The following is a 21485-nucleotide window of genomic DNA, read 5'->3' as shown; positions in this document are numbered from 1 at the left end:
ATCATTGGCCACGCCACAACAAACGGTCGGAAGCCGTTGATTACCGGGCGAGTTCGGACTCCGTGACGGTCGCCAGCCGCGGGTTTCCACCCCGCACCTCGCGCGCCTGCTCCAGCCGCAGGTGGGCCGAACGGCCGCGCAGGGTCAGGGTCATGAGCTGGTTGCCGAACCAAGGGCCGCCCTTCTTGCGCCAGCTGACCGGCGGGTGCGGGACGCCGGCGTGCCGGGTGAAGCGGCGGCCGAGGGCACGGGCCAGGGCGCTCCAGCCGAAGCGGAAGCCGAGCCGTATCGAGAGGGGGATGGAGTTGTGGACGGGGGAGCAGGTCAGTTGGAGGACCCGGGCGTCGGGGGACTCGGCACGCCACTGCGGCTCGGCCACGTACGCGTGGTGCACGTCCCCGGACAGGACGAGGATCGTCGCCGGCGCCTCGGGTCCCGAACCGGCCTCGGCGAACAGTTCCGACAGCGCGGCGAAGGACGCCGGGAAGGCCGCCCAGTGCTCCAGGTCGGCCCTGCGCCGCAGGTCCTCCCCGAAGCGGGCCCAGCGGGCGCCCTTCTCGCCCCGGCACAGCGCCGCGTTCCACGCCTCGGCGTCGTGCACCAGGTGCGGCAGCAGCCAGGGCAGGGAGGTGCCGACGAGGAGATGGTCGTACGATCCCGGCGCGTCCAGCGCCTGTTCGCGCAGCCACTGCGCCTGGCCGGGGTCGAGCATCGCGCGGCGCTCCTCGTCGAGGACGCGAGCCGCTCGGGTGTCCACCATCAGCAGGCGGACGCGGCCGAAGTCGCGGCGGTAGCTCCAGCGCACCGAGGCGGGGTCGGTGTCGGCCCGGGCGGCGAAGGCGCGCAGGACGTCGGTGCCGTCGGGGGTGTCGCGCACCGCCGCGTACAGCGGGTCGGCGGCCAGTTCGGCCGGGGACAGGTTCCCCAGGTGCTGGTGCACCCAGTACGACATCAGGCCGCTCAGCAGCCGCTCCTGCCACCAGCCGGTGGCCCGCATGTCCTCCAGCCAGGCGGCGGAGGTGTTCCAGTCGTCGATGACGTCATGGTCGTCGAAGATCATGCAACTGGGCACGGTGGACAGCAGCCAGCGCACCTCGGGGTCGAGCCAGGACTCGTAGTAGAGGCGGGTGTACTCCTCGTAGTCCGCGACCTCGTTGCCCGGCGGGTCGCTCAGGTCGCGGCGGGCGGCCAGCCAGCGGCGGGTCGCGGGGGAGGTCTCGTCGGCGTAGACCTGGTCGCCCAACAGCAGGAGCACGTCCGGGCGTTCGCCCTCGGGATCGCCCGCGATCCGGGCCGAGAGCGTGTCCAGGGCGTCCGGGCCGAACGGGTCCTTCTCGCCGGCCGGAGGCGAGGCCCACCGGCAGGAGCCGAAGGCGACACGGACACCGTTGTTGTCGTCAGACGTGTGGATGACCGAGGGCGGGAACGGGGAGTCGGGCAAGGGCCACACGCGCGTGCCGTCGAGGAACACCTCGTACGCCCGTGTCGTGTCGGGAGCGAGGCCGGTGACCGGAACGAGGGCGTAGTGGTGGCCCTCGACCTGGAAGGTGCGGGCCTCCCCGCGGGCGCCGTCCGCGCAGCGCACCTCGGCGGTGCACGGGCGGCTCGCCTCGACCCAGACGGTCGCGCACGAGTCGTCGGCGTACCTCAGCAGTGGCCCAAGGCGCAGTCCCGCCACGTGATCACCCTCCTCCGTCGCCCCGTACGGTACGGAACGACGGAGGGGAAGGGGGAGGTTCCGCAGATCACGGTTGTCGATCCTTTGTCGATCCCCGTGGAGCTCTTCCTGCGGAGCTTTCGGGCTCGCGGGATCAGCAGCTCGAGAGGTAGTTCGTGAGCGCGCTCTTCTCGGCCGAGTCGACCGAGAGGTCGTAGTAGTACTTCACCTGCACCCAGGCGCGGACGTAGGTGCAGCGGTACGAAGTGACCGAGGGCATCCAGGTGGCCGGGTCCTGGTCGCTCTTCGCCTGGTTGACGTTGTCCGTGACGGCGATCAGCTGGGGACGGGTGAGGTCGTTGGCGAAGTTCTGGCGCTGGGTGCTGGTCCAGCTGTCGGCGCCGGAGTCCCAGGCCTCGGCCAGCGGCACCAGGTGGTCGATGTCCAGGTCGGAGGCGACGGTCCAGGTGGCGCCGTCGTACGGGGAGTACCAACTGCCGCTGGTGGAGGCGCAGGCGGAGTCGGTGACGACGTTCGAGCCGTCACGCTTGAGGACGGTCTCACGGGTGTTGCAGGTGCCACTGATGGTGATCCAGTGGTTGAACAGGTCGCGGCTGTAGCCGGTACGGTCCTCCGTCGCCACGGTGAGCGAGGCGAGGTAGGTGCGGGCGGTGGCGGCGCTGACCGGGGTGGGGAGGGCGGCGGAGGCGGTCGGGCCGTTGAAAAGGGAGACGGAGGCTGTGAGAGCGGCGAGCGCGGCGAGTATGCTGACGCGTCGACGCGCGTAGAACTTCGACATGCGAACTCCCAGGGGGTGTGGGGGTGTTGGAGTGCGAGCGAGGGAATGCTCGCGACGCCGTGTTGCGGGGGGATGTGCGTCGGGTAAGAAGCTAATGACGTGTGCATGACACGTCTATGCCCGCGACGGGACTTTCGGCTCTGAGGGTCGGTTCATGCGGCTTTGAGAGTCGGTTCGCGCGGCTTTGGGAGTGCGGTTCGCGGGGACCCGAGGTTCGTTCGGCCGGCTCTGGGGGTGCGGTTCGCGCGGCCCTGAGGGTCGGTGCATGAGTCACGTACTATGGATGGCGCAGAAGGGGAGTAGCTCTTCGCCGGACCGTCGACATACTGCTCAGCCAGTCTGAGCCGGCGCCCGGAGGCGGATCCTTTGCGGATCGGCCGGCGAGACCTTCGGCAAGCAGTGCACGCCCGTGCCGTACGGCACGGGTGACCAGTGCGCTGCCGTGCCGAGGTGTCGCGAAGCGGTGGTCACTCTCGGTGGGGCAGCCCGACCGATTGAGGACCCTTGATCAGCTTCACCGTGACGGCGCTCGTCTTCGGCGTCGTCTTCCTCGCCGAACTGCCGGACAAGACCGCGCTCGCCGGCCTCGTCCTCGGCACCCGCTATCGCGCCTCCTACGTTTTCGCCGGCGTCGCCGCCGCGTTCGCGCTGCATGTCGCGCTCGCCGTCGCGGCGGGCACAGTGCTGACGCTCCTGCCGCAGCAGATCGTGCACGCCCTGACCGGTGTGCTCTTCCTCGGCGGCGCGGCCGTGCTGCTGATGACGAAGGACGGGGCCGATGGTGACGCGGAGGTCCGCAGGCCGGAGAACCAGTCCTTCTGGAAGGTCGCCGGGGCCGGCTTCATGCTCATCCTGGTCGCGGAGTTCGGCGACCTCACGCAGATCATGACGGCGAACCTCGCGGCTCGGTACGACGACCCGCTCTCCGTCGGCCTCGGCGCGGTGCTCGCGCTGTGGGCGGTGGCCGGACTCGGCATTGTCGGCGGAAAGGCCCTGATGAAGCGGGTTCCGCTGCGGCTGATCACCAAGGTCGCGGCACTGCTGATGCTCGGGCTCGGGGCGTGGTCTCTTTGGGAGGCCGTGGCCGGGTGAGGCCGCCACGCGAGCTGACCGTGAACTGAGTCCTGAGCTGAACGGTGAGTGAACTGTTGCGGGAGACGGTGGCGTGAGCCGGTTCAGTTTTGTACCGTGGAGGAACAAAGTGGCTCCCGCCCGTTTTCCCTGACCGGCGGGCGGGGCCGCCTTGTTCCCCGGGGCTCACCCACACGCCCCCCGCCCCGCGTCTGGAGCTGCCGATGACGGCCACCGCCGTGCTCACCGCCCGCGCCCTCCTGCTGGACATGGACGGCACCCTGGTCAATTCCGACGCCGTCGTCGAACGCATCTGGCGGCGCTGGGCCGACCGACAGGGGCTGGCCGGGGACGAGGTCATGAAGGTCGTGCACGGCCGCCAGGGCCACGCCTCCATGGCGCTGCTGCTGCCCGGCCGCCCCATGGAGCAGAACCACGCCGACAACGCGCGCATGCTCGCCGAGGAGACCGCCGACATGGACGGCGTCGTCGCGATCCCGGGCGCCTCCCGGTTCCTCGCCTCGCTGCACGGACTGCCGCACGCCCTGGTCACCTCCGCCGACGTCGCGCTGTCCACCGCGCGCATGGCCGCCGGGGGCCTCCGCCTGCCCGACGTCCGCATCACCGCCGAGTCCGTCGGCGCGAGCAAGCCCGACCCCGAGGGATTCCTCAAGGGCGCCGCCGAACTGGGCGTCGCCCCGGCCGACTGCGTCGTCTTCGAGGACTCCGGCGCCGGGATCCAGGCCGGCCGCGCCGCCGGGATGCGGGTCGTCGGCGTCGGTCCGCGGGCCGGCCTCCACGGGCCGGACGCCCTGGTGCGGGACCTGACGGAGGTGCGGGTGGAGGCTGTGGGGGACGGGACGATCAGGCTTCACGTCGGGTGAGAGCCGGACGGTTGGGAGCGTAGGTCGGGTGGGGCGTCCGGGCTGGATGGCGGCGGACGCCGTACGAGAACCGCTCGGCGGTTTTCTGGCGTTCCTCGGCTGAGCCCCGTCCCGTTTCCCGGGTACGTCGGTAAGGCGCCGGAGCCCGTCACGGCTCCGTCGTCTCCGACTCCAGCTTCGCCCGGGTCTCGTGGTCGTACACACCGAGGTTGTCGGTGCCTACGCCCCGGGACCACTGGTAGTTGCGCAGCGCGTCCTCGACCTGGGTGGTGAAGTTCCCGTCGATCGCGCCGTTGTAGAGGTACAGCTGGCGCAGGCGCTGCTGGAGTTCGGTGACCTCGGGGCCCTGGTCGCCGCGGCGCAGGACGGGGCTGCTGCTGCGATCGGCCTCGGACTCGTCCCCGGAGCCCGAGGCGTCGTCGGTGCTCGTCGGGGACTGCGTCGGCTCGGCCGACCGGGACGGGCTCGGCGAGGCGCTCGACGGGGAGGGCGACGGCGACGAGGTGGGCGACGGGCTGGGACTGGCGGACGCGGACGGAGAGGCGGACGTCGGCGCGGCGGACGTGGTCCGCGTGGACGGGGACGTGGACGCCGAGCTCGGTGAGGTGTCCGGCACGGCCGCCCGTACGTCCTGCGGGGGTGCGCCGTCCCGCGACGGCGTCTCGTACGCCAACAGCCCGCTCGCGATCCCGGCCGCCGCCACGACCGACACGACGGCTGAGCCGACACCGAGCAGGACGGTACGCCGTCGGCGTCGGCTCAGCTTCCCCTCGCCGTCGGCCGCCTCCAACAGGTGCAGGTCGGTTGGGCCGGGGTAGCCGGGCGGGTGCGCCAAGGGGGTCGGGAGCCCGGAGGCCGCGTCGACGGCGGGGAGTATGACGGTGGCGTCCTCGGCGGATGCGCCGGTACCGGATGCGGTCGTGTCCGGGGTGACCGGGCGCAGTGCCATGGTGGCCTCGACTTCAGGCACGTCAGGTATGTCCGGCGTGTCGGATGCGCCAGGCATACCAGACCCGCCCGGCATGCCCTGCGCGTCAGGCGCGTCAGGAGTCCCGGACGCGTCCGTCGCACCCGCCGCCTCCTCCAGCTCGACGTACGGCCGTATGCGCAGGGGGTCGAAGTCCTCCGCCGCGGCCGCCTCGGCCGTGCGGGCGTCGCGCAGGGCGTCGGAGGCCCTTTGGGTGCAGGCGCAGGACGGCGTGTTGTCGGCGCCCCTGGGGGCATCACATTCCGGGCAAAGGTGCCCTCTCGACTCGTCCACGCGTTCGTCCCTCCCCTCGCGTCTTCCCCTCGCGAACTCCAGAGATTATCCAGACCTCCTCCACACCATCACTCACGAGCCCCCGGAACAGCGGCTTCCGCAACGGCTTCCGGACGCTTTCCGGCAGGACTCAACAGGCCATAAGTGGTCACACCGATCACGATGGAACTTCGAACGAGAACCTCGGGAGGTTTTCATGGCCGGGGATGTTCACGCAGTGAAGGGGCAGACCCGAGACGCACGTGACGAGCACGTGACCGGCAATGTCCTCGTCTCGATCGGCGCCCTGCTTCTCGGGATGCTGCTGGCCGCCCTGGACCAGACGATCGTGTCGACCGCGCTGCCCACGATCGTCAGCGAACTCGGCGGTATGGAGCACCTGTCCTGGGTGGTCACGGCGTACCTGCTGGCGTCGACCGCGGCCACCCCGCTGTGGGGCAAGCTCGGTGACCAATACGGCCGAAAGAGGCTGTTCCAGATCGCGATCGTGATCTTCCTGATCGGCTCGGCGCTGTGTGGCGCGGCGCAGGACATGTCCCAGCTCATCGCGTTCCGGGCGCTCCAGGGCCTCGGCGGCGGCGGACTGATGGTGCTGTCGATGGCGATCGTCGGCGACCTCGTCCCACCGCGCGAACGCGGCCGCTACCAGGGGCTGTTCGGTGCCGTCTTCGGCGCGACCAGCGTCCTCGGCCCGCTGCTGGGCGGGCTGTTCACCGAGCACCTGAGCTGGCGCTGGGTGTTCTACGTCAACCTGCCGATCGGCGTCGTCGCGCTCGCCGTGATCGCGACCGTGCTGCGCATCCCGCGCAAGTCCACACCGCACGTCATCGACTACCTCGGTACGTTCCTCATCGCCTCCGTGGCCACCTGCCTGGTGCTGGTGGCGTCGCTGGGCGGCACGACGTGGGACTGGGGCTCGCCGCAGATCGTCGGACTGGCCGTCCTGGGCGTCGTACTCGCCGTCGCGTTCGTGGCCGCCGAACGGAGGGCGCCGGAACCCGTCCTCCCGCTGAAGCTCTTCCGGATCCGCACCTTCACGCTGGCCGCGGTCATCAGCTTCATCGTCGGCTTCGCGATGTTCGGCGCGATGACCTACCTGCCGACCTTCCTCCAGGTCGTCCAGGGCGTCAGTCCCACCATGTCCGGCGTGCACATGCTGCCGATGGTGCTCGGCCTGCTGCTGTCGTCGACCCTCTCCGGGCAGATCGTCAGCCGCACCGGCCGCTGGAAGGTCTTCCCGGTCGCGGGCACCGGCATCACCGCCCTCGGCCTGCTCCTCCTGCACCAGCTGGACGAGAACAGCTCGACGGGCCAGATGAGCGGCTTCTTCTTCGTCTTCGGCCTGGGGCTCGGCCTGGTCATGCAGGTCCTGGTCCTGATCGTGCAGAACGCGGTCTCGTACGAGGATCTCGGCGTCGCCACCTCCGGCGCGACCTTCTTCCGGTCCATCGGGGCCTCCTTCGGCGTCGCCATCTTCGGCACGGTCTTCGCGAACCGTCTCGGCGACAAACTGGCCGACGCCTTCAGCGGCACCCAGCTCCCGCCCGGCGTCTCCGTGGGCGCGCTGGAGTCCGACCCGCGCGGCATCGCCGCCCTCCCGGCCGCGCTGCGACCCTCCGCCGTGCACGCGTACGCCTCGTCCATCACCGACGTCTTCCTTTACGCCGCTCCCGTCGCCCTCGTCGGCTTCGTACTGGCCTGGTTCCTGAAGGAGGACCGGCTGCGCGGCTCTGTCACGGCACCGGACGTCACGGAGACGCTCGCCAGCAACCCGGTGGAGCGGTCGTCGTACGACGAGGTGTGCCGGGCGCTGTCCGTGCTCGGCACGCGGGAGGGCCGACGCGAGATCTACCGGACGATCACCGAGCGGGCGGGCTACGACCTGCTGCCCGCGGCGAGCTGGCTGCTGCTGCGGATCAAGAAGTACGGCAGTGTCGAGCCGGCCATCCTCGCCGAGCGCACCACGCTCCCGCTGACCGTCGTCATCGAGGCCGCCCGCCAGGTCGAGGAGCGCCACCTCGCGCTCCGGCAGGGCCTCGACCTCGCCCTGACCGACGAGGGCCGCGAGGTCGCCGACCGGCTCGCCCAGGCCCGCGAGGAGTCTCTCGCCGAGCTCCTCGGCGACTGGTGGGGACCGGACCGGCCGACCGACCTGATCCATCTGATCAAGGAGCTGAACACCGAACTGTGCGGCTCGGAGTCGGAACGGCCGCATGATGAGCGGGCGGTGACCCGCCTCACCTGAGCGCCCCTTTGATGGCTCGGTCGCCTTCGGGGCGCTGTGCTGGATGGCTCGGTCGCCTTCGGGGCGCCCGCGCCCGGGGGGGGGGGGGGGGGGGGGGGGGGGGGGCGGGGCGGGCGGGGGGGGGGGGGCCGGCCGGTGTCGCCGCGCCCCCCCCCCCGCGGGCCCCCGCGCCGCCGCCCCCCCCCCCCCCCCCCCCCCCCCCCCCCCCGCGCCCCTACGGCTCCCTCGCGGCCGGCGCGTGGGGACAGTGGGACTTGGTGGGCCGTGGCTCTCTGCTGGGGTGGGCGGGGCACTCGGGGATCTGTGGGTCGATCGGGCCTGTGCCGCATCGACACGGCGTCGCCGCGCATGCGCGGACCGTTTGAGCGGGGCCGCCCGGGCTACCCGGTCGGGGAACCGGCCCGTACGGAGGGCCGGTTGGGTCGAGAACCCGGAAGGCACTCATGTCCACAGGCGTGATCATCGCTCTGATCGTGATCGTGGCGGCCATCGTGATCGTCGCGGCCGTCCTGTCCCTGCGGGCCCGGCGCGGGCCCGGCGGCCAGAACCTGAAGCGGCGCTTCGGGCCCGAGTACGACCGGGCCGTGGCCCGGCACGACGGGGACGCCAAGGCCGCCGAGCACGAGCTCGCCGAGCGCGTGGAGCGGCACGGATCGCTGCGCGTGCGGCCGCTGGAACCCGCACAGCGCGAGCAGTACGAGGCCCGCTGGACGGCCGCCCAGGAGCGGTTCGTCGACTCGCCGCGGGAGGCCGTGGCCGAGGCGGACCGGCTGCTCGCCGAGCTGGCCGGCGCCCGGGGCTTCCCGGACGGCGCGCAGTACGACGAACAGCTCGACGCGCTGTCCGTGCACCACGCACATCATGTGCACGGTTACCGGCGTGTGCACCGCGTCGCCACGGCGGCCGGAAGCGGGGCGCAGAACGGCGACGGCCGGTCCGGCACCGAGGAGATGCGCGAGGCCATGGTCGAGGCGCGGGCCCTGTTCGAGGACCTGGTACGCCCGACCCGGCACCGGGAGGAGTCCCGGAAGGCCGTCGAGAGGTCGGAAGGCGGTGCGGAGCACGGCCGCACCCACCACCAGCCGTGGGGATTCACCAGGCGTCATGCGAAGGGGAGTTGAATGACATGACGGATGCGACGAGCGGCCCGGGCGCCGAGGGCGCCCCGCGCGACGGAATGCCCAGGGGGCGGTCGACGGTTCCGGCGGCGGCACCCAGCCGCGACCCGGTGACCGGCGAGAAGGTACCGGGCAACGTGCCGGCGGACACCGGCCGGGGGCGCGAGGAGGCGCCGGGCGGCGCTTCCGGAGCCGGCGGGCTCGGCGGCGAGACCGCCGCGGGCCGTGACAGCGTCCCGGGCGCGGCGGGCACCCCACGTACCCCCGCCCCGGCGGGCACCCCCGCCGGCCACGGTCCCTCCGGAACCTCCTCCGACTCGGCACCGCTGGTCACCGGCTCCGAGCAGAGCCACGGCAGCCACGGTTCAGAGCAGAGCCGGAGCGGCCACGGCAGCCACCTCCTCCCGCAGGACGAGAGCGACAAGCTCTCCCTGCGTCTGCAGCAGGCGGTCGCCGGGTTCGTGGACGGGCCGAAGTCGGCCGTCGAGGAGGCCGACCACGTGCTGGAGGAGGCCGCCGCCCGCTTCACCGACGCGGTCACGCAGCGGCGCCGTACCCTGCGCAACTCCTGGCAGTCCACCGACAGCGGCACCGAGGGGAAGCCCACGACGTCCACCGACACCGAACAACTGCGTCTGGCCCTGCGGGACTACCGCGAACTGGCGGAACGCCTGCTGCGTATCTGAGGCCGTCAGGCCGTCAGGCCGCGGGACCTTCGGGTCCCTGCGGACGCTTCAGTCCCTCCAGGTCCTTCATGCCTGAGCCGCCCGGCGCTCCCGCCACTGCCGTACGACGTCCTCGACGTCGTACGGCTTCATGCCCAGCGGGGGACCGGGCGGCGGTTTGAACATCATGTCGCTGATCTTGACGTTGACGTCCGTGATGATCTTCCGGACGATCCGCTCCGAAGGTGCCGCATACGCCGCCGCGAGGGCGTCCTCGGCTTCCTTGCGCAGCGCGAGCGTCGGTGGCAGCACGGCGAGGCCCTCGCGGGCCATCTTCTGTCTGATCCACCACAGTTCGTCGTACGACGTGTCGGTGCCCTCCGGCAACGGCTTGCCCGCGCCCGGGAGTTGGGCGAACTCGCCGCGGCGCTCGGCATCGCGGATCTGTTTGTCGACCCAGGACTCGAACGGAACTCCGGGTGGTTTTCGCTCGGTCATGAGCCCATTCTGCCGGACGGGCCCGGGTCGGGCGATCTATCATGCGGCGGCTGTGTAAGGAACTTCAGGAGGAGCGCACGTGCTCGAACTCACCATGGCCGCCGTCTCCCCGGCGGAGGAGGGTGCCACGGCCGGCATGCTCATGGCCGAATCGCCCAGCGAGCCGGGCGCCGTGCTGCGGGTGGGCCGGGACAAGTCCGTGTGCCGTCTGGCGACCCCCGACGACTGGCTGTTCGTCTCCCGGGTCCACCTGGAGTTCCTCTGCGGCCCCGACGGCACCTGGCACCTGACCTGGCTGCAGGGCTCGCAGCCCGACCCGTCCTCCGAGGTCCGCCTCACGGTCGGCGAGTACGCGCAGCCGCTCGCCTACGGCGGGACCGTGCCGCTGCCCAGGGGCGGCAGCGGCGAGATCGTCGTCCAGGACCGCACCGCCCCTCGCAGCGTCAACATCGGCTTCTACCACGAGGTGTGAGGGACAGAGGTGTGAGGGCCAGAGGTGTGAGGGGCAGGGTTCAGGCGAGGACGCGGGCCAGCGCGAATCCGTCGTAGCCCTTGCCGCCCACCGTCTGGATCGCCGTACCGCTGAGCCGCGGGTGCTTTCCGATCAGCTCGATGGCGGTCCGGGTGCCCTGGACGTCCGGGGCGGTGCTGTGGGCATCGGCGACCCGGCCGTCCCGCACCACGTTGTCGACGACGATCAGGCTGCCCGCGCTGGTCAGCCTGAGCGCCCACTCCACGTAGTGCGGGTTGTTGCTCTTGTCGGCGTCGATGAAGACCAGGTCGAAGGGGGCCGGGTTCTCGTCGGCCAGCTGGGGCAGCGAGTCCAGGGCCGCGCCCACCCGCACCTCGACCAGCTTGTCGAGGCCCGCGCGGGCGATGTTGCGGGTGGCGATCTCGGCGTGCCGGGGGCTGTACTCCAGGGAGATCAGGCGGCCGTCGGCAGGCAGCGCGCGGGCCAGCCAGATGGTGCTGTAGCCGCCGAGGGTGCCGATCTCGAGGATGGTGCGGGCGCCCTGGATCTCGGCGAGGAGCTGGAGGAACTTGCCCTGGGGTGCCGTGACGTTGACCGGCGGCAGCCCGGCCGCCTCGCTGTCGCGCAGGGCCGCTTCCAGAGCCTCGTCGTTCCGCGCGAGGTGGGTGGTGAAGTAGTCGTCGACGTCGTCCCAGCGCTGCGACTCGCTCATGCACCTGTGCCTTTCATAGGGCTCGTTAGAACTGCTAACTAGATGTGCTAACGAATATAGTCGCGCGTCGGTTCACTGTCAGGGACTTCATACGGGCGGGTTTCAGCCGATCGGCCCACAGGCGGGCCGGCGTCGCTCCATCGAAGGCGCCGAGCCCGGCAGCGGCCGTCCGGCCGACTCCGCCATGAACCACACGGCCACGCCGCCGATCGCGGCCGCGGCCGGCACATGAATGCCGTGTGGACAGGCCCGTACCCCGGCCCCGGAGCGGATGTTCGGAGGTCGCGCTGTGATCCTTCTTGCGTCCTGCGGAGGAAAGTGTGCCTCCCGCGCACTATCGTCATCCGGACAAAAGGAGAGTGGACGTCAGGTGGAGCAGGGGTTGCCCGCGTCTCTCTCCGGGGGCGATGCGAGCCCCCATAGGGTTCGCTGAGCGATCCGACGCACGGGACGCGTGGGACCAACGGGCGGGAGGCCGACGAGGCGTGGCGAATGCGGAGCACAGTGGGCGACCGGCGGAAGCTTTCGGAGCGACAGCCGCCGGCACGGCTACGGCTGCCCAGGCACGGCTGCGCGTGGCCCGGCTCGGCCTGTGGCTGGTCGCCGCGGTCCTCGCCGTACGACAGGTGGCCGTCGTCCTCAGTACACCCCGGGGGGAGCGGCTGACGGATCTGGAGACCTGGGTCGGTCCCGACGGCGTCCTGCATGTGAAGGGCTCGCTGTACGACTCGACGCGCTTCACCGGTACCCCTTTCGGCGGACTGGTCATGAAGCCCCTCACCAGAGCCGCCGAGCAGGCCCTCGGCTGGGGCTGGACCTTCGGCACGCTGCTGCTGGTCGTCGCGCTCGGCCTGGTCGCCGCCCGCGCCCTGCCCCAGCCGGTCAGCCGCCGCACCTCGCTGCTCGCCGCGCCGGTCGCCATCAGCCTGCTCATGCTGTCACTGCCGGTGCGCAACACCCTCTGGCTCGGCCAGACCAGCATCGTCCCGGTCCTGCTGGTGCTGCTCGGCTGCTTCGCCGTACGCGGCCAGCGCGCCAGCGGCCTGCTCATCGGCTTCGCGGCCGCCCTGCAGCCCACGGTCCTGCTGTTCGCCCCGCTTCTGTGGTTCACCGGCCGCCGCCAGGCCGCGCTGGCCGGCGGCGTGACGTTCGCCGGATGCACGGCGCTCGCCTGGGCGGCGATGCCGCACGACTCGTACACCTACTGGGTGCACCACATGGCCGGCGTCGGTCTCGGCGGCAAGGCCGACGACCTCGCCAACCAGTCCCTGCACGGGTTCCTGCTCCGCCTGGGCCTGTCCGGCCCGCTGGAGATCACCCTGTTCCTGCTGCTGGGCGTGGCGGTCGCCGCCCTCGGCGTGCGCCGGGCCGTGCGCTACGCCCGCGACGGACAGCTCCTGCTCGCCGTCGCGATCACCGGCTGCGCCGCGATCGCCGTCTCGCCGACCACCTGGCAGCACCAGCTGCTGTGGGTGCTGCTCGCGGTCGTCGGCCGGGTCGGCGAGCGGGCCTCCGACCGGTACGTGTGGCCGGTCGCCGTCGTCCTGGTGATGACGCTGCCCGCGAAGATGATGCTGCCGAACATGTCGGCGCTGTTCGCCCTGCGCGACAACGTGGTGCTGCTCGCGGCCGTGGCCGCGGCCACCGTCATCCCGTTCCTGTCGCGCACCTCGCCGCACTACCGGTCACCGATCCCGACGCACTACGCCGAGCCCGTCCCGGCACGCTTCAAAAAAGTCCCGCTCCTGCCCTTCCTGCGCCGGGTCCTCAGCCGCCCGAACCTCCTGCTGGAACTGCTGCTGATCCGCGTCACGTACGCCGCCTACCAGCGGGTCAGACTCGCGGCGACCGGTGGCTCCAACTCGGCCGGCCGGGCGCGGGCCGAGGAGCACGGCCACCAGATTCACGACATGGAGCGCTGGCTCCACATCGACATCGAGCACTGGGCCAACCACGCGGTCGTCAGGGTCGACTGGATCCGCAACTTCTTCGACTTCTATTACGAGTCGTTCCACTTCGTCGTCCCGCTGAGCGTCCTCGCCGTCCTGTACTGGCGCCGCCCCGTCGACTACCGCTGGGCCCGCTCCTCCCTCGGCTTCGCCACCCTGCTCGCCCTCGTCGGCTTCTGGCTCTACCCGCTCGCCCCGCCGCGCCTGATGCCGGGCCTCGGCATCATCGACACCGTGCACGGCGTCCAGGACTTCTCCAAGCCGGACTACGGGACGCTGACCGCCCTCACCAACCAGTACGCGGCGATGCCGTCCCTCCACTTCGGCTGGTCCCTGTGGTGCGGGCTCGCCATCGCGATCATCGCGCCGAGATGGTGGATGAAGGCCCTGGGCCTGCTGCACCCGCTCTTCACGGTCACGGCGATCGTGGTGACCGGCAACCACTGGGTGCTGGACGCGGCGGGCGGTGCGGTGGTCGTGGTCGGGGGGTTCGGGCTGGCGTATCTCTTCCAGGGGCCGCGGGCGCGGTTGACGACGACCACCGCCGTCAGCGGCGAGCCGGCGCGAGTGAAGGACCTGAAGGACGACCCGGCTCCCCGCCGAACCGGCGTGGGTGAAGGGGCTGAGGGCCCGGCGCCGAGCCGAACCCGTGTGGGTGAAGGGGCTGAGGGCCCGGCTCCGAGCTGAACCGGCGCGGGGACGGGCCGACGGCGCCGGGAAGCCGTCGGCCCGAGTGTCGCCGGTCAGCCCGTGCTGACCTGGAGTTCCTTCACACCGTTGATCCATGCGGAGCGCAGCCGGCGTGGGTCGCCGACCGGTTTCAGGGTCGGCATGGCGTCGGCGATCGCGTTGAAGATGAGGTTGATCTCGAGGACGGCCAGGGACTTGCCGAGGCAGTAGTGCGGGCCTCCGCCGCCGAAGCCGAGGTGGGGGTTCGGGTCGCGGGTGATGTCGAAGGCGTCCGGGTTCTCGAAGACGTCGGGGTCGTGGTTGGCGGAGGCGTAGAAGAGGCCGACGCGGTCGCCCTTCCTGATCTGCTTGCCGCCGAGTTCGGTGTCCTGGGTGGCGGTGCGCTGGAAGGAGTTGACCGGGGTGGCCCAGCGGACGATCTCCTCGGCGGCGGTCGCCGGACGCTCCGCCTTGTACAGCTCCCACTGCTCGGGGTGCGTGAGGAAGGCGTGCATGCCGTGGGTGATGGCGTTGCGGGTGGTCTCGTTGCCCGCGACGGCCAGCATCAGCACGAAGAAGCCGAACTCGTCCGAGTTGAGGTTGCCCTCGTCCTCGGCGGAAACCAGTGTCGTCACGATGTCCTTGGCCGGGCACTGCTTGCGGTCGGCGGCCATGTTCATCGCGTAGGCGATGAGCTCGGTGGCCGACTCGGCGCCGACCTCCTCGGTGATCGCGTACTCGGGATCGTCGTACGAGATCATCTTGTTCGACCAGTCGAAGATCTTGGCCCGGTCGTCCTGCGGGATGCCGATGAGCTCGGCTATCGCCTGGAGGGGCAGTTCGCAGGCAACTTCGGTGACGAAGTCGAAGGACCCGGTGCGGGCGCGTGCGTTCGCCGCGATCGCGAGAGCGCGGGTGCGCAGGTTGTCCTCCAGTGCGCGGATGGCCCTCGGCGTGAAAACTCGCTGCACGATCTGGCGGACCCTCGTGTGCTCGGGCGGGTCCATGTTGAGCAGGATCAGCCGCTGGGCGTCGATCGCGTCGCGCTCGATGTGCTCATTGAAGCGGATGATCGCCGTGTTGAGGTAGGAGGAGAAGAGCTCCGGGTGCGTGGAGACGTACTTGACGTCCGCGTGCCGGGTGACGGCCCAGTACCCCTCGTCCTGGAAGCCGGCGAGGTTCGAGGTCTGGGGGACCCAGTGAACCGGTTCGGCCCGGCGCAGCTCGGCGAACTCCGGGAGGGGGACGCGGTGTTGCAGCAGATCGGGGTCGGTGAAGTCGAACCCGTCGGGGAGAGCTGGACAGGGCATGGGCGACTCCGGCTGAGGGTTTGGACCGCGCCGCTTCTGACGGCCCATCAGGAATGAGGTCGCCGTGAACGTAGTAACGGGTTCTAGAAGTAGCAAGGGGCACGGCACCCCGAATTGACTGCACGCCCCTTGCGGTGGTGGGCGACCGGTCAGCAGACTGCAGGTGGAACTAGAACACGTACTAGTTCCGCGTGGCGGGCCGGGCCGGGACGCCCCTGCGCCGCGCGGGTATCGGAGGAGAGGAACTCCCCATGGCCGCGGAACCCGTGATCGTCGAGGCCGTACGCACCCCCATCGGCAGGCGCGGCGGAGCGCTCGCCAACCTGCACCCCGCCTACCTCCTGGGCGAGACCTACCGTGAACTCCTCGGCCGCACCGGCATCCCCGCCGACTGCGTCGAACAGATCGTCGGCGGTACGGTCACCCACGCCGGCGAACAGTCCATGAACCCCGCGCGCACGGCCTGGCTCGCGGTCGGGCTGCCGTACGAGACGGCGGCGACGACGGTCGACGCGCAGTGCGGGTCCTCGCAGCAGGCCTCGCACATGGTGGCCAACATGATCGCGGCGGGGGTCATCGACGTCGGGATCTCGTGCGGCGTCGAGTCGATGTCCAGGGTGCCACTGGGGTCCGGGTCGAAGCACGGGCCGGGAAAACCGTTCCCCGACGAGTGGAACGTGGACCTGCCGAACCAGTTCGAGGCGGCGGAGCGGATCGCCCGCCATCGTGATCTCACGCGCGAGAACGTCGACTCGCTGGGCCTGATCTCGCAGGAACGGGCCGCGGTGGCGTGGTCCGAGGAGCGGTTCAAGCGGGAGACGTTCGCCGTGCAGGTGCCGACGACCGAGGACGAGCAGCGGTCCGGGCAGGGCATGTGGCGGCTGGTCGACCGGGACGAGGGACTGCGCGACACATCGATGGAGGCGCTGGCAGGCCTGAAGCCGATCATGCCGACGGCCGTGCACACGGCGGGCAACTCGTCGCAGATCAGCGACGGTTCGGCCGCGATCATGTGGGCGTCGAAGCGGATGGCGCGGGCGCTGAAGCTGCGGCCCCGGGCGCGCATCGTCGCCCAGGCCCTGGTGGGTGCCGACCCGCACTTCCACCTGGACGGGCCGATCGACGCGACGCGGGCCGTGCTGGGCAAGGCCGGCATGTCCCTGAAGGACATCGACCTCGTCGAGATCAACGAGGCGTTCGCGTCAGTGGTGTTGAGCTGGTCCCAGGTCTTCGAGCAGGACCTGGAGAAGGTCAACGTCAACGGCGGCGCGATCGCACTCGGGCACCCCGTCGGGGCGACCGGGGCCCGGCTCGTCACGACCGCGCTGCATGAGCTGGAGCGCGTGGACAAGGAGTTCGCGCTCATCACCATGTGTGCCGGTGGTGGCTTGGCCACCGGGACGATCATCCAGCGGTTGTAGTCGGCCAGTTGACGAAGGTCCATGAGCGTTTTTGGTGGCGTAGCTCCAAGAAGTACATCCCTGAGAACGAGCGGTGGGAACACGGGCGGGGGCAAACGTCCGGTGCTCGCGCACTGCTACACCCTGAGGCCGCCTGTGCGGCGGAGGTATGTTCGGCGCATGCATCCGACGGGGAGACTGCTCGGCTCCGGGCGGGCCAACGACGTGTACGAGATCGACGAGGCGTGGGTGGTGCGCCGCAGCAGGGAGGGGCGCGGGGACGCGACGGCCGAGGGCGCGGTGATGGAGTTCGTGCGCGGCCACGGCTATCCGGTGCCGCGGGTCCGCACGGCCGGCTCCTCACGCACCGAGCTGGTGATGGAGCGGCTCTACGGGCCGACGATGCTGGAGGCGTTCGGCGCCGGGCAGGTCGACGCGGGCGAGGCGGGGGACGTCCTCGCCCGTCTCCTACGGCAGTTGCACACCGTTCCCGCCCGGCACTCGCCGGCCGCCCGGGTCCTCCACCTCGACCTCCATCCGGACAACGTCATCCTCACCGCGGACGGCCCCCGGGTCATCGACTGGACCGACGCGGAGGAGGGCGACCCGGGCCTGGACTGGGGCGTCTCCGCGATGATCCTCGCCCAGGTCGCCGTGTCCGACGAACCGCTCGCCGTCCCCGCCCGCACGATGCTCACCGCCCTGCTCGCCGACCCGTCCCCCCTCACCGAGGCCGGCCTGGCGCAGGCCCGGAGGCGACGCGCGGCCAACCGGACGATGAGCCCACAGGAGCTCGAACTCCTGGGCGAGGCAGAGGAGTTGATTCGCTCGGTCGCGTCCTAGTCGCCGGACAGGCCGGTCGCGTCCAGCACGTCCTTGTCGGCCGGAGGTCGCACACCCAGGGGTTCGTCGAAGGCGCTGAACGCGGTGGTGCTGTGATACTCGGTGCCCTTGTAGACGACCTTGAGGAGATACGGCTTGCCCTTGGTGGCGACGTAGAACGTGTACGTGCCGCCCTTGTCCGCCTCGTCGGTCACCACCAGCGCGATCGCCGGCCTGCCCTCGACCTCGGTCGGTTCGCCCTTCGTCGCTTTGCCGAAGGAGGAGAACGGCCGGGTGCAGTTGGAGAGTCCGGCCTCCTCCGTTTCCAACGCCGTCTCCTTGGCGGGGGATTTGACCCAGCGCTCCTGTTCCCCCTTGTCGGCCACGTCCTTGCCCGCCCGCTCCAGGTAGGTGCGATTCGGTCGGACGTAGTCCGCGTCGCCGATCCGGATCTGTTCGAGGCGGGCACCGTTGGTCCAGGTCCGACTGGATGTGCAGGTGCCCTTGAGGTCGGTCGTCAGACGGCTGGAGAAGCCTTCTCCGGTGGCCACGGTGGTGGTCCTGCCGTCCACGGTCACCGACTTGAGCGCCTTCATCGTGTCGTTCGCGTCGTCGAGCAACTGCTCGGCGGACGGCTCCTTGGCGGCGGAACTCCCCGAGCAGCCGGCCACGGCGCCCCCGGCCGCCACGCAAGCCAGCGCAGCCGTCACCACGGTGAACGTTCTTCTCACAAGTCCCCCCATTTCATGGACGGCTCAGATTATCGAACGCATGCGCGGGGTGGGGCTGCCGAAGGGGAGGTGAAGGGCTCGGGCGGAGAGCAGCCACGTGCCGTCGGGGCGGCGGTGGAAGGAATCCTCGTAGTGGCCGACCTGGACCGGCGGGCCGGACGGGACCGGATCCGTGCCGCCGTCGTGGCCGTCGATGCGGTACGTCGAGAAGTACGAGGTCGCCGTCGCCGTGTCCGGGGAGGTCACCGTCACCAGGATGTTGGACATCAGGCGGCGGGAGAGGCGGTCGGCGGGCCGGGAGCCGAAGTACTGGCGCAGTGCCTCCCGGCCGTTGATCAGGCGGCCGCCGGCCGGCCACTCCCAGCTGCCGTCCTCGGTGAACAGCTCGGCGACGGAGCCCGGTTCGCCGAGGTCGAGTCGGCGGGCGAAGTCGATGACCAGGCGCTCGCAGGCGCGCTCGGCGAGGAGGCGGTCGATGGGGTCCAAGGCGTCCAAGGGGTCCATGGGGCCGTTGGTATCAGTGGTGAGGCAGGCGGCGCGACCGTTTTACACGGCCATGTACGTCACCGGCTCGCTCCCCGTCACCGCCTCCGCCCGCCCCAGTTTCACCAGCCGCCGCAGATGGGCCTCGGCCTCCGAGACGGCGATGTTGCGTGAGCCGTAGGGGATGTCGGCCCAGGGGCGGTTCCACTCCATGCGTTCGGCGAGCTGCCAGGGCGTGAGGGGTTCGGTCAGGAGGGTCAGCAGGCCGGTGAGGCGGTCCTCGTGGTGGGTGAGCAACTCGCGTACGCGGGAAGCCGCGTCGGTGAACGCGTGCTGGTGGGCCGGGAGGACCTCGGCGGGGGCGAGGCGGCCGACGCGTTCCAGGGAGTCGAGGTAGTCGCCGAGCGGATCGGTGACGGTGGCGTCGTCCGGGTCCTCGTACAGGCCGATGTGCGGGGTGATCTCGGGGAGCAGGTGGTCGCCGGAGAACAGGCGGCCGTAGCCCGGGAGTTGGGCCGGATGGTCCTCCTCCAGGTGCAGGCAGACGTGGCCGGGGGTGTGCCCCGGCGTCCAGATCGCGCGCAGCCGGCGGCCGGGGAGGGTGAGGAGTTCGCCGGGGACGATCTCGCGGTCGGGCAGGGCGGGGGTCAGGCCGGGGACGGAGCGGGGGCGGGCGGTGCGCATCGGCGCCACGTGCTCCTCGGGAGCGCCGGCGGCTTCGAGTTTGGCGGTCATGTAGGCGAGCCAGCGTTCGGGGCGCGTCGAGCGGGCCCGCCGCACGATCGCGCCGTCCGCCTCGTGCATCGCGATCCAGGCGCCGGACGCCTCCCGCACCCGGCCGGACAGGCCGTGGTGGTCGGGGTGGTGATGGGTGATCACGACACCGTGGATGGCGTCCGGCGAGGTGCCGCACGCCGTCAGTCCCTCGGCGAGGGTGTCCCAGGAGGCCGGGTCGTCCCAGCCGGTGTCGATCAGCACCGGTCCGCGGTCGGTGTCGACGACGTACACGAGGGTGTGGCCGAGGGGGTTGTCCGGGATGGGGACCTGGAGGGATCGGACGCCGCCGCCGTGGTCGTACACCTGCGTCATGGTTCCCCAATCGCCGCGTTCCGGTCACTATAACTAGAACGCGTTTCGATGGGAGCCCGGGTCGACCATCTCGTCCGATGCCCCGCCCGACGACCTCCGGCGTCCCGCCCGTGGACTCCTCCCGGTGGAACTGGTATCAGTGGCCGTATCTGATGAACCGTCAGACGCAGTCGCTCCGGGGAGGCAGTCGCCATGACCGAGCTCGTGGAACACGGACAGCTGTTCATCGGCGGGGAGTTGACCGACCCCCTGGGCAAGGACGTCATCGAGGTCATCTCGCCGCACACCGAGGAGGTCATCGGACGCGTGCCGCACGCCTCGGCGGCCGACGTGGACCGGGCGGTCGCCGCGGCGCGGAAGGCCTTCGACGAGGGGCCCTGGCCGCGGACGAGCCTGGACGAGCGGATCGAGGTGGTCGGTCGGATCAAGGACGCGATCGCCGTACGGCACGAGGAGATCGCCCGCGTGATCTCGTCCGAGAACGGGTCGCCGTACTCCTGGAGCGTCCTCGCGCAGGCACTCGGCGCGATGATGGTGTGGGACGCGGCGATCACGGTCGCGCGGAACTTCACGTACGAGGAGACGCGCGACGGAGTGCTCGGCAGGATCCTCGTGCGGCGCGAGCCGGTCGGGGTCGTCGCGGCCGTGGTCCCCTGGAACGTCCCGCAGTTCGTGGCCGCCGCCAAGCTCGCACCCGCGCTGCTCACCGGCTGCACGGTGGTGCTGAAGCCGTCGCCGGAGTCGCCTCTCGACGCGTACATCCTCGCCGACATCGCGCGCGAGGCCGGACTGCCGGAGGGCGTCCTGTCCATCCTGCCGGCGGACCGCGAGGTCAGTGAGTACCTGGTCGGACACCCCGGCGTGGACAAGGTCTCCTTCACCGGCTCGGTGGCGGCCGGCAAGCGCGTGATGGAGGTGGCAGCGCGCAATCTCACCCGCGTGACACTGGAGCTGGGCGGCAAGTCGGCGGCGGTGGTGCTGCCGGACGCGGACGTGGAGACGGCGGTGGCGGGAATCGTCCCGGCGGCCTGGATGAACAACGGGCAGGCGTGCGTGGCCCAGACCCGCGTCCTGCTGCCGCGTGCGCGCTACGACGAGTTCGCCGAGGCCTTCGCGGCGGCGGCCGGCGCACTGGTGGTCGGCGACCCGCTGGACCCGGCGACCCAGGTGGGCCCGCTGGTGGCGAGGCGGCAGCAGCAGCGCAACCTCGACTACATCCGCATCGGCCAGGAGGAGGGCGCGAAGATCCTCACCGGCGGCGGACGCCCGCCCGGCCAGGACCGCGGCTGGTACGTCGAACCGACCCTCTTCGGCGACGTCGACAACTCCATGCGCATCGCCCGAGAGGAGATCTTCGGCCCGGTCGTCTGCCTCCTCCCGTACGGCGACGAGTCCGAGGCGCTGAAGATCGCCAACGACTCCGACTACGGGCTGAGCGGCAGCGTGTGGACGGCCGACGTCGGGCACGGCATCGAGATCGCCCGCCAGGTCCGTACCGGCACCTACTCGGTCAACACCTTCAGCCTCGACATGCTCGGCCCCTTCGGCGGCTACAAGAACTCCGGACTGGGGCGGGAGTTCGGCCCGGAGGGCTACGGCGAGTACCTGGAACACAAGATGATCCACCTGCCGGCGGGCTGGGAGGGCTGA

The 21485-nt window shown here is 71.0% G+C and carries 19 protein-coding genes; 10 read left to right on the top strand and 9 right to left on the bottom strand.

The features are described from left to right. Positions 1-40: 40 nt before the first annotated feature. A complete protein-coding gene (locus ACFYO2_RS03520; RefSeq protein WP_388343393.1) occupies positions 41-1678 on the bottom strand; it encodes an alkaline phosphatase D family protein in 1638 nt (545 codons plus the stop codon). Positions 1679-1811: 133 nt separating this feature from the next. Then, positions 1812-2456: an HNH endonuclease family protein gene (locus tag ACFYO2_RS03515; protein WP_388343391.1), complete on the bottom strand. Its 645-nt coding sequence runs from the start codon at positions 2454-2456 to the stop codon at positions 1812-1814. Between the two features lie 504 nt (positions 2457-2960). On the opposite strand from ACFYO2_RS03515, the gene ACFYO2_RS03510 reads away from it, so the two are divergent. Continuing rightward, a complete protein-coding gene (locus ACFYO2_RS03510) occupies positions 2961-3548 on the top strand; it encodes a TMEM165/GDT1 family protein (RefSeq protein WP_388343388.1) in 588 nt (195 codons plus the stop codon). Positions 3549-3751: 203 nt separating this feature from the next. Continuing rightward, a complete protein-coding gene (locus ACFYO2_RS03505; RefSeq protein WP_388343385.1) occupies positions 3752-4411 on the top strand; it encodes an HAD family hydrolase in 660 nt (219 codons plus the stop codon). A gap of 148 nt (positions 4412-4559) precedes the next feature. Here the strand turns inward: ACFYO2_RS03505 and ACFYO2_RS03500 are convergent, their stop codons facing one another. Then, on the bottom strand, positions 4560-5672 hold the full coding sequence (locus ACFYO2_RS03500; protein WP_388343383.1) for a peptidoglycan-binding protein: 1113 nt from the start codon (positions 5670-5672) through the stop codon (positions 4560-4562). A 196-nt stretch (positions 5673-5868) separates the two neighbouring features. Between ACFYO2_RS03500 and ACFYO2_RS03495 the strand changes: the two genes are divergently transcribed. The 3 genes from ACFYO2_RS03495 to ACFYO2_RS03485 all read left to right on the top strand — a co-directional run bounded on the left by ACFYO2_RS03495 (position 5869) and on the right by ACFYO2_RS03485 (position 9721). Next, on the top strand, positions 5869-7917 hold the full coding sequence (locus ACFYO2_RS03495; protein ID WP_388343379.1) for a DHA2 family efflux MFS transporter permease subunit: 2049 nt from the start codon (positions 5869-5871) through the stop codon (positions 7915-7917). A 443-nt stretch (positions 7918-8360) separates the two neighbouring features. Then, on the top strand, positions 8361-9038 hold the full coding sequence (locus ACFYO2_RS03490) for a hypothetical protein (RefSeq protein WP_388343376.1): 678 nt from the start codon (positions 8361-8363) through the stop codon (positions 9036-9038). 5 nt (positions 9039-9043) lie between these two features. Then, positions 9044-9721, top strand: a complete 678-nt coding sequence (locus ACFYO2_RS03485; RefSeq protein WP_388343374.1) for a hypothetical protein — start codon at positions 9044-9046, stop codon at positions 9719-9721. Positions 9722-9787: 66 nt separating this feature from the next. Here the strand turns inward: ACFYO2_RS03485 and ACFYO2_RS03480 are convergent, their stop codons facing one another. Beyond that, positions 9788-10198, bottom strand: coding sequence for a DUF1992 domain-containing protein (locus ACFYO2_RS03480; RefSeq protein WP_388343372.1), 411 nt, complete (start codon positions 10196-10198; stop codon positions 9788-9790). Between the two features lie 79 nt (positions 10199-10277). Between ACFYO2_RS03480 and ACFYO2_RS03475 the strand changes: the two genes are divergently transcribed. Continuing rightward, a complete protein-coding gene (locus tag ACFYO2_RS03475; protein ID WP_388343370.1) occupies positions 10278-10670 on the top strand; it encodes an FHA domain-containing protein in 393 nt (130 codons plus the stop codon). A 40-nt stretch (positions 10671-10710) separates the two neighbouring features. Here ACFYO2_RS03475 and ACFYO2_RS03470 read toward each other — a convergent pair whose 3' ends face one another. After that, positions 10711-11382 carry an O-methyltransferase gene (locus tag ACFYO2_RS03470; RefSeq protein ID WP_388343367.1) on the bottom strand — a complete coding sequence of 224 codons (672 nt, stop codon included), beginning with the start codon at positions 11380-11382 and terminating at the stop codon, positions 10711-10713. Positions 11383-11867: 485 nt separating this feature from the next. Between ACFYO2_RS03470 and ACFYO2_RS03465 the strand changes: the two genes are divergently transcribed. Next, entirely contained in the window at positions 11868-14018 is a 2151-nt protein-coding gene (locus ACFYO2_RS03465) for a bifunctional glycosyltransferase 87/phosphatase PAP2 family protein (protein ID WP_388343365.1), read from the top strand. 56 nt (positions 14019-14074) lie between these two features. Here ACFYO2_RS03465 and ACFYO2_RS03460 read toward each other — a convergent pair whose 3' ends face one another. Then, positions 14075-15310 (bottom strand): cytochrome P450, encoded by a 1236-nt coding sequence (locus ACFYO2_RS03460; protein ID WP_388343363.1) that lies wholly within the window; start codon positions 15308-15310, stop codon positions 14075-14077. Between the two features lie 251 nt (positions 15311-15561). On the opposite strand from ACFYO2_RS03460, the gene ACFYO2_RS03455 reads away from it, so the two are divergent. Both ACFYO2_RS03455 and ACFYO2_RS03450 read left to right on the top strand, forming a co-directional pair. Next, complete coding sequence (locus ACFYO2_RS03455) at positions 15562-16731, top strand: steroid 3-ketoacyl-CoA thiolase (RefSeq protein ID WP_388343361.1); 1170 nt, start codon at positions 15562-15564, stop codon at positions 16729-16731. A gap of 159 nt (positions 16732-16890) precedes the next feature. Then, positions 16891-17553, top strand: coding sequence for a phosphotransferase (locus tag ACFYO2_RS03450; protein ID WP_388343359.1), 663 nt, complete (start codon positions 16891-16893; stop codon positions 17551-17553). On the opposite strand, the gene ACFYO2_RS03445 is transcribed toward ACFYO2_RS03450, so the two are convergent. Genes ACFYO2_RS03445 through ACFYO2_RS03435 form a run of 3 tightly spaced genes read right to left on the bottom strand, consistent with a single transcriptional unit; the run spans position 17550 to position 19835 of the window. Beyond that, entirely contained in the window at positions 17550-18263 is a 714-nt protein-coding gene (locus ACFYO2_RS03445; protein WP_388343357.1) for a hypothetical protein, read from the bottom strand. The genes ACFYO2_RS03450 and ACFYO2_RS03445 overlap by 4 nt on opposite strands. A 24-nt stretch (positions 18264-18287) precedes the next feature. Next, the gene (locus ACFYO2_RS03440) at positions 18288-18767 is read right to left on the bottom strand and encodes a nuclear transport factor 2 family protein (RefSeq protein WP_388343355.1); all 480 of its coding nucleotides are present in this window, start codon (positions 18765-18767) and stop codon (positions 18288-18290) included. Positions 18768-18809: 42 nt separating this feature from the next. Further along, complete coding sequence (locus ACFYO2_RS03435; RefSeq protein WP_388343352.1) at positions 18810-19835, bottom strand: MBL fold metallo-hydrolase; 1026 nt, start codon at positions 19833-19835, stop codon at positions 18810-18812. A 192-nt stretch (positions 19836-20027) separates the two neighbouring features. Here ACFYO2_RS03435 and ACFYO2_RS03430 point away from each other — a divergent pair, with 192 nt between their 5' ends. Continuing rightward, positions 20028-21485, top strand: a complete 1458-nt coding sequence (locus ACFYO2_RS03430) for an aldehyde dehydrogenase (protein ID WP_388343350.1) — start codon at positions 20028-20030, stop codon at positions 21483-21485.

Origin of the sequence: Streptomyces sp. NPDC006602 (assembly GCF_042870385.1) — a bacterium.
Classification (GTDB): Bacteria; Actinomycetota; Actinomycetes; order Streptomycetales; family Streptomycetaceae; genus Streptomyces.
The sequence above is the reverse complement of the archived record's forward strand: the minus strand, read 5'-3'. Positions and strand labels throughout refer to the sequence as shown.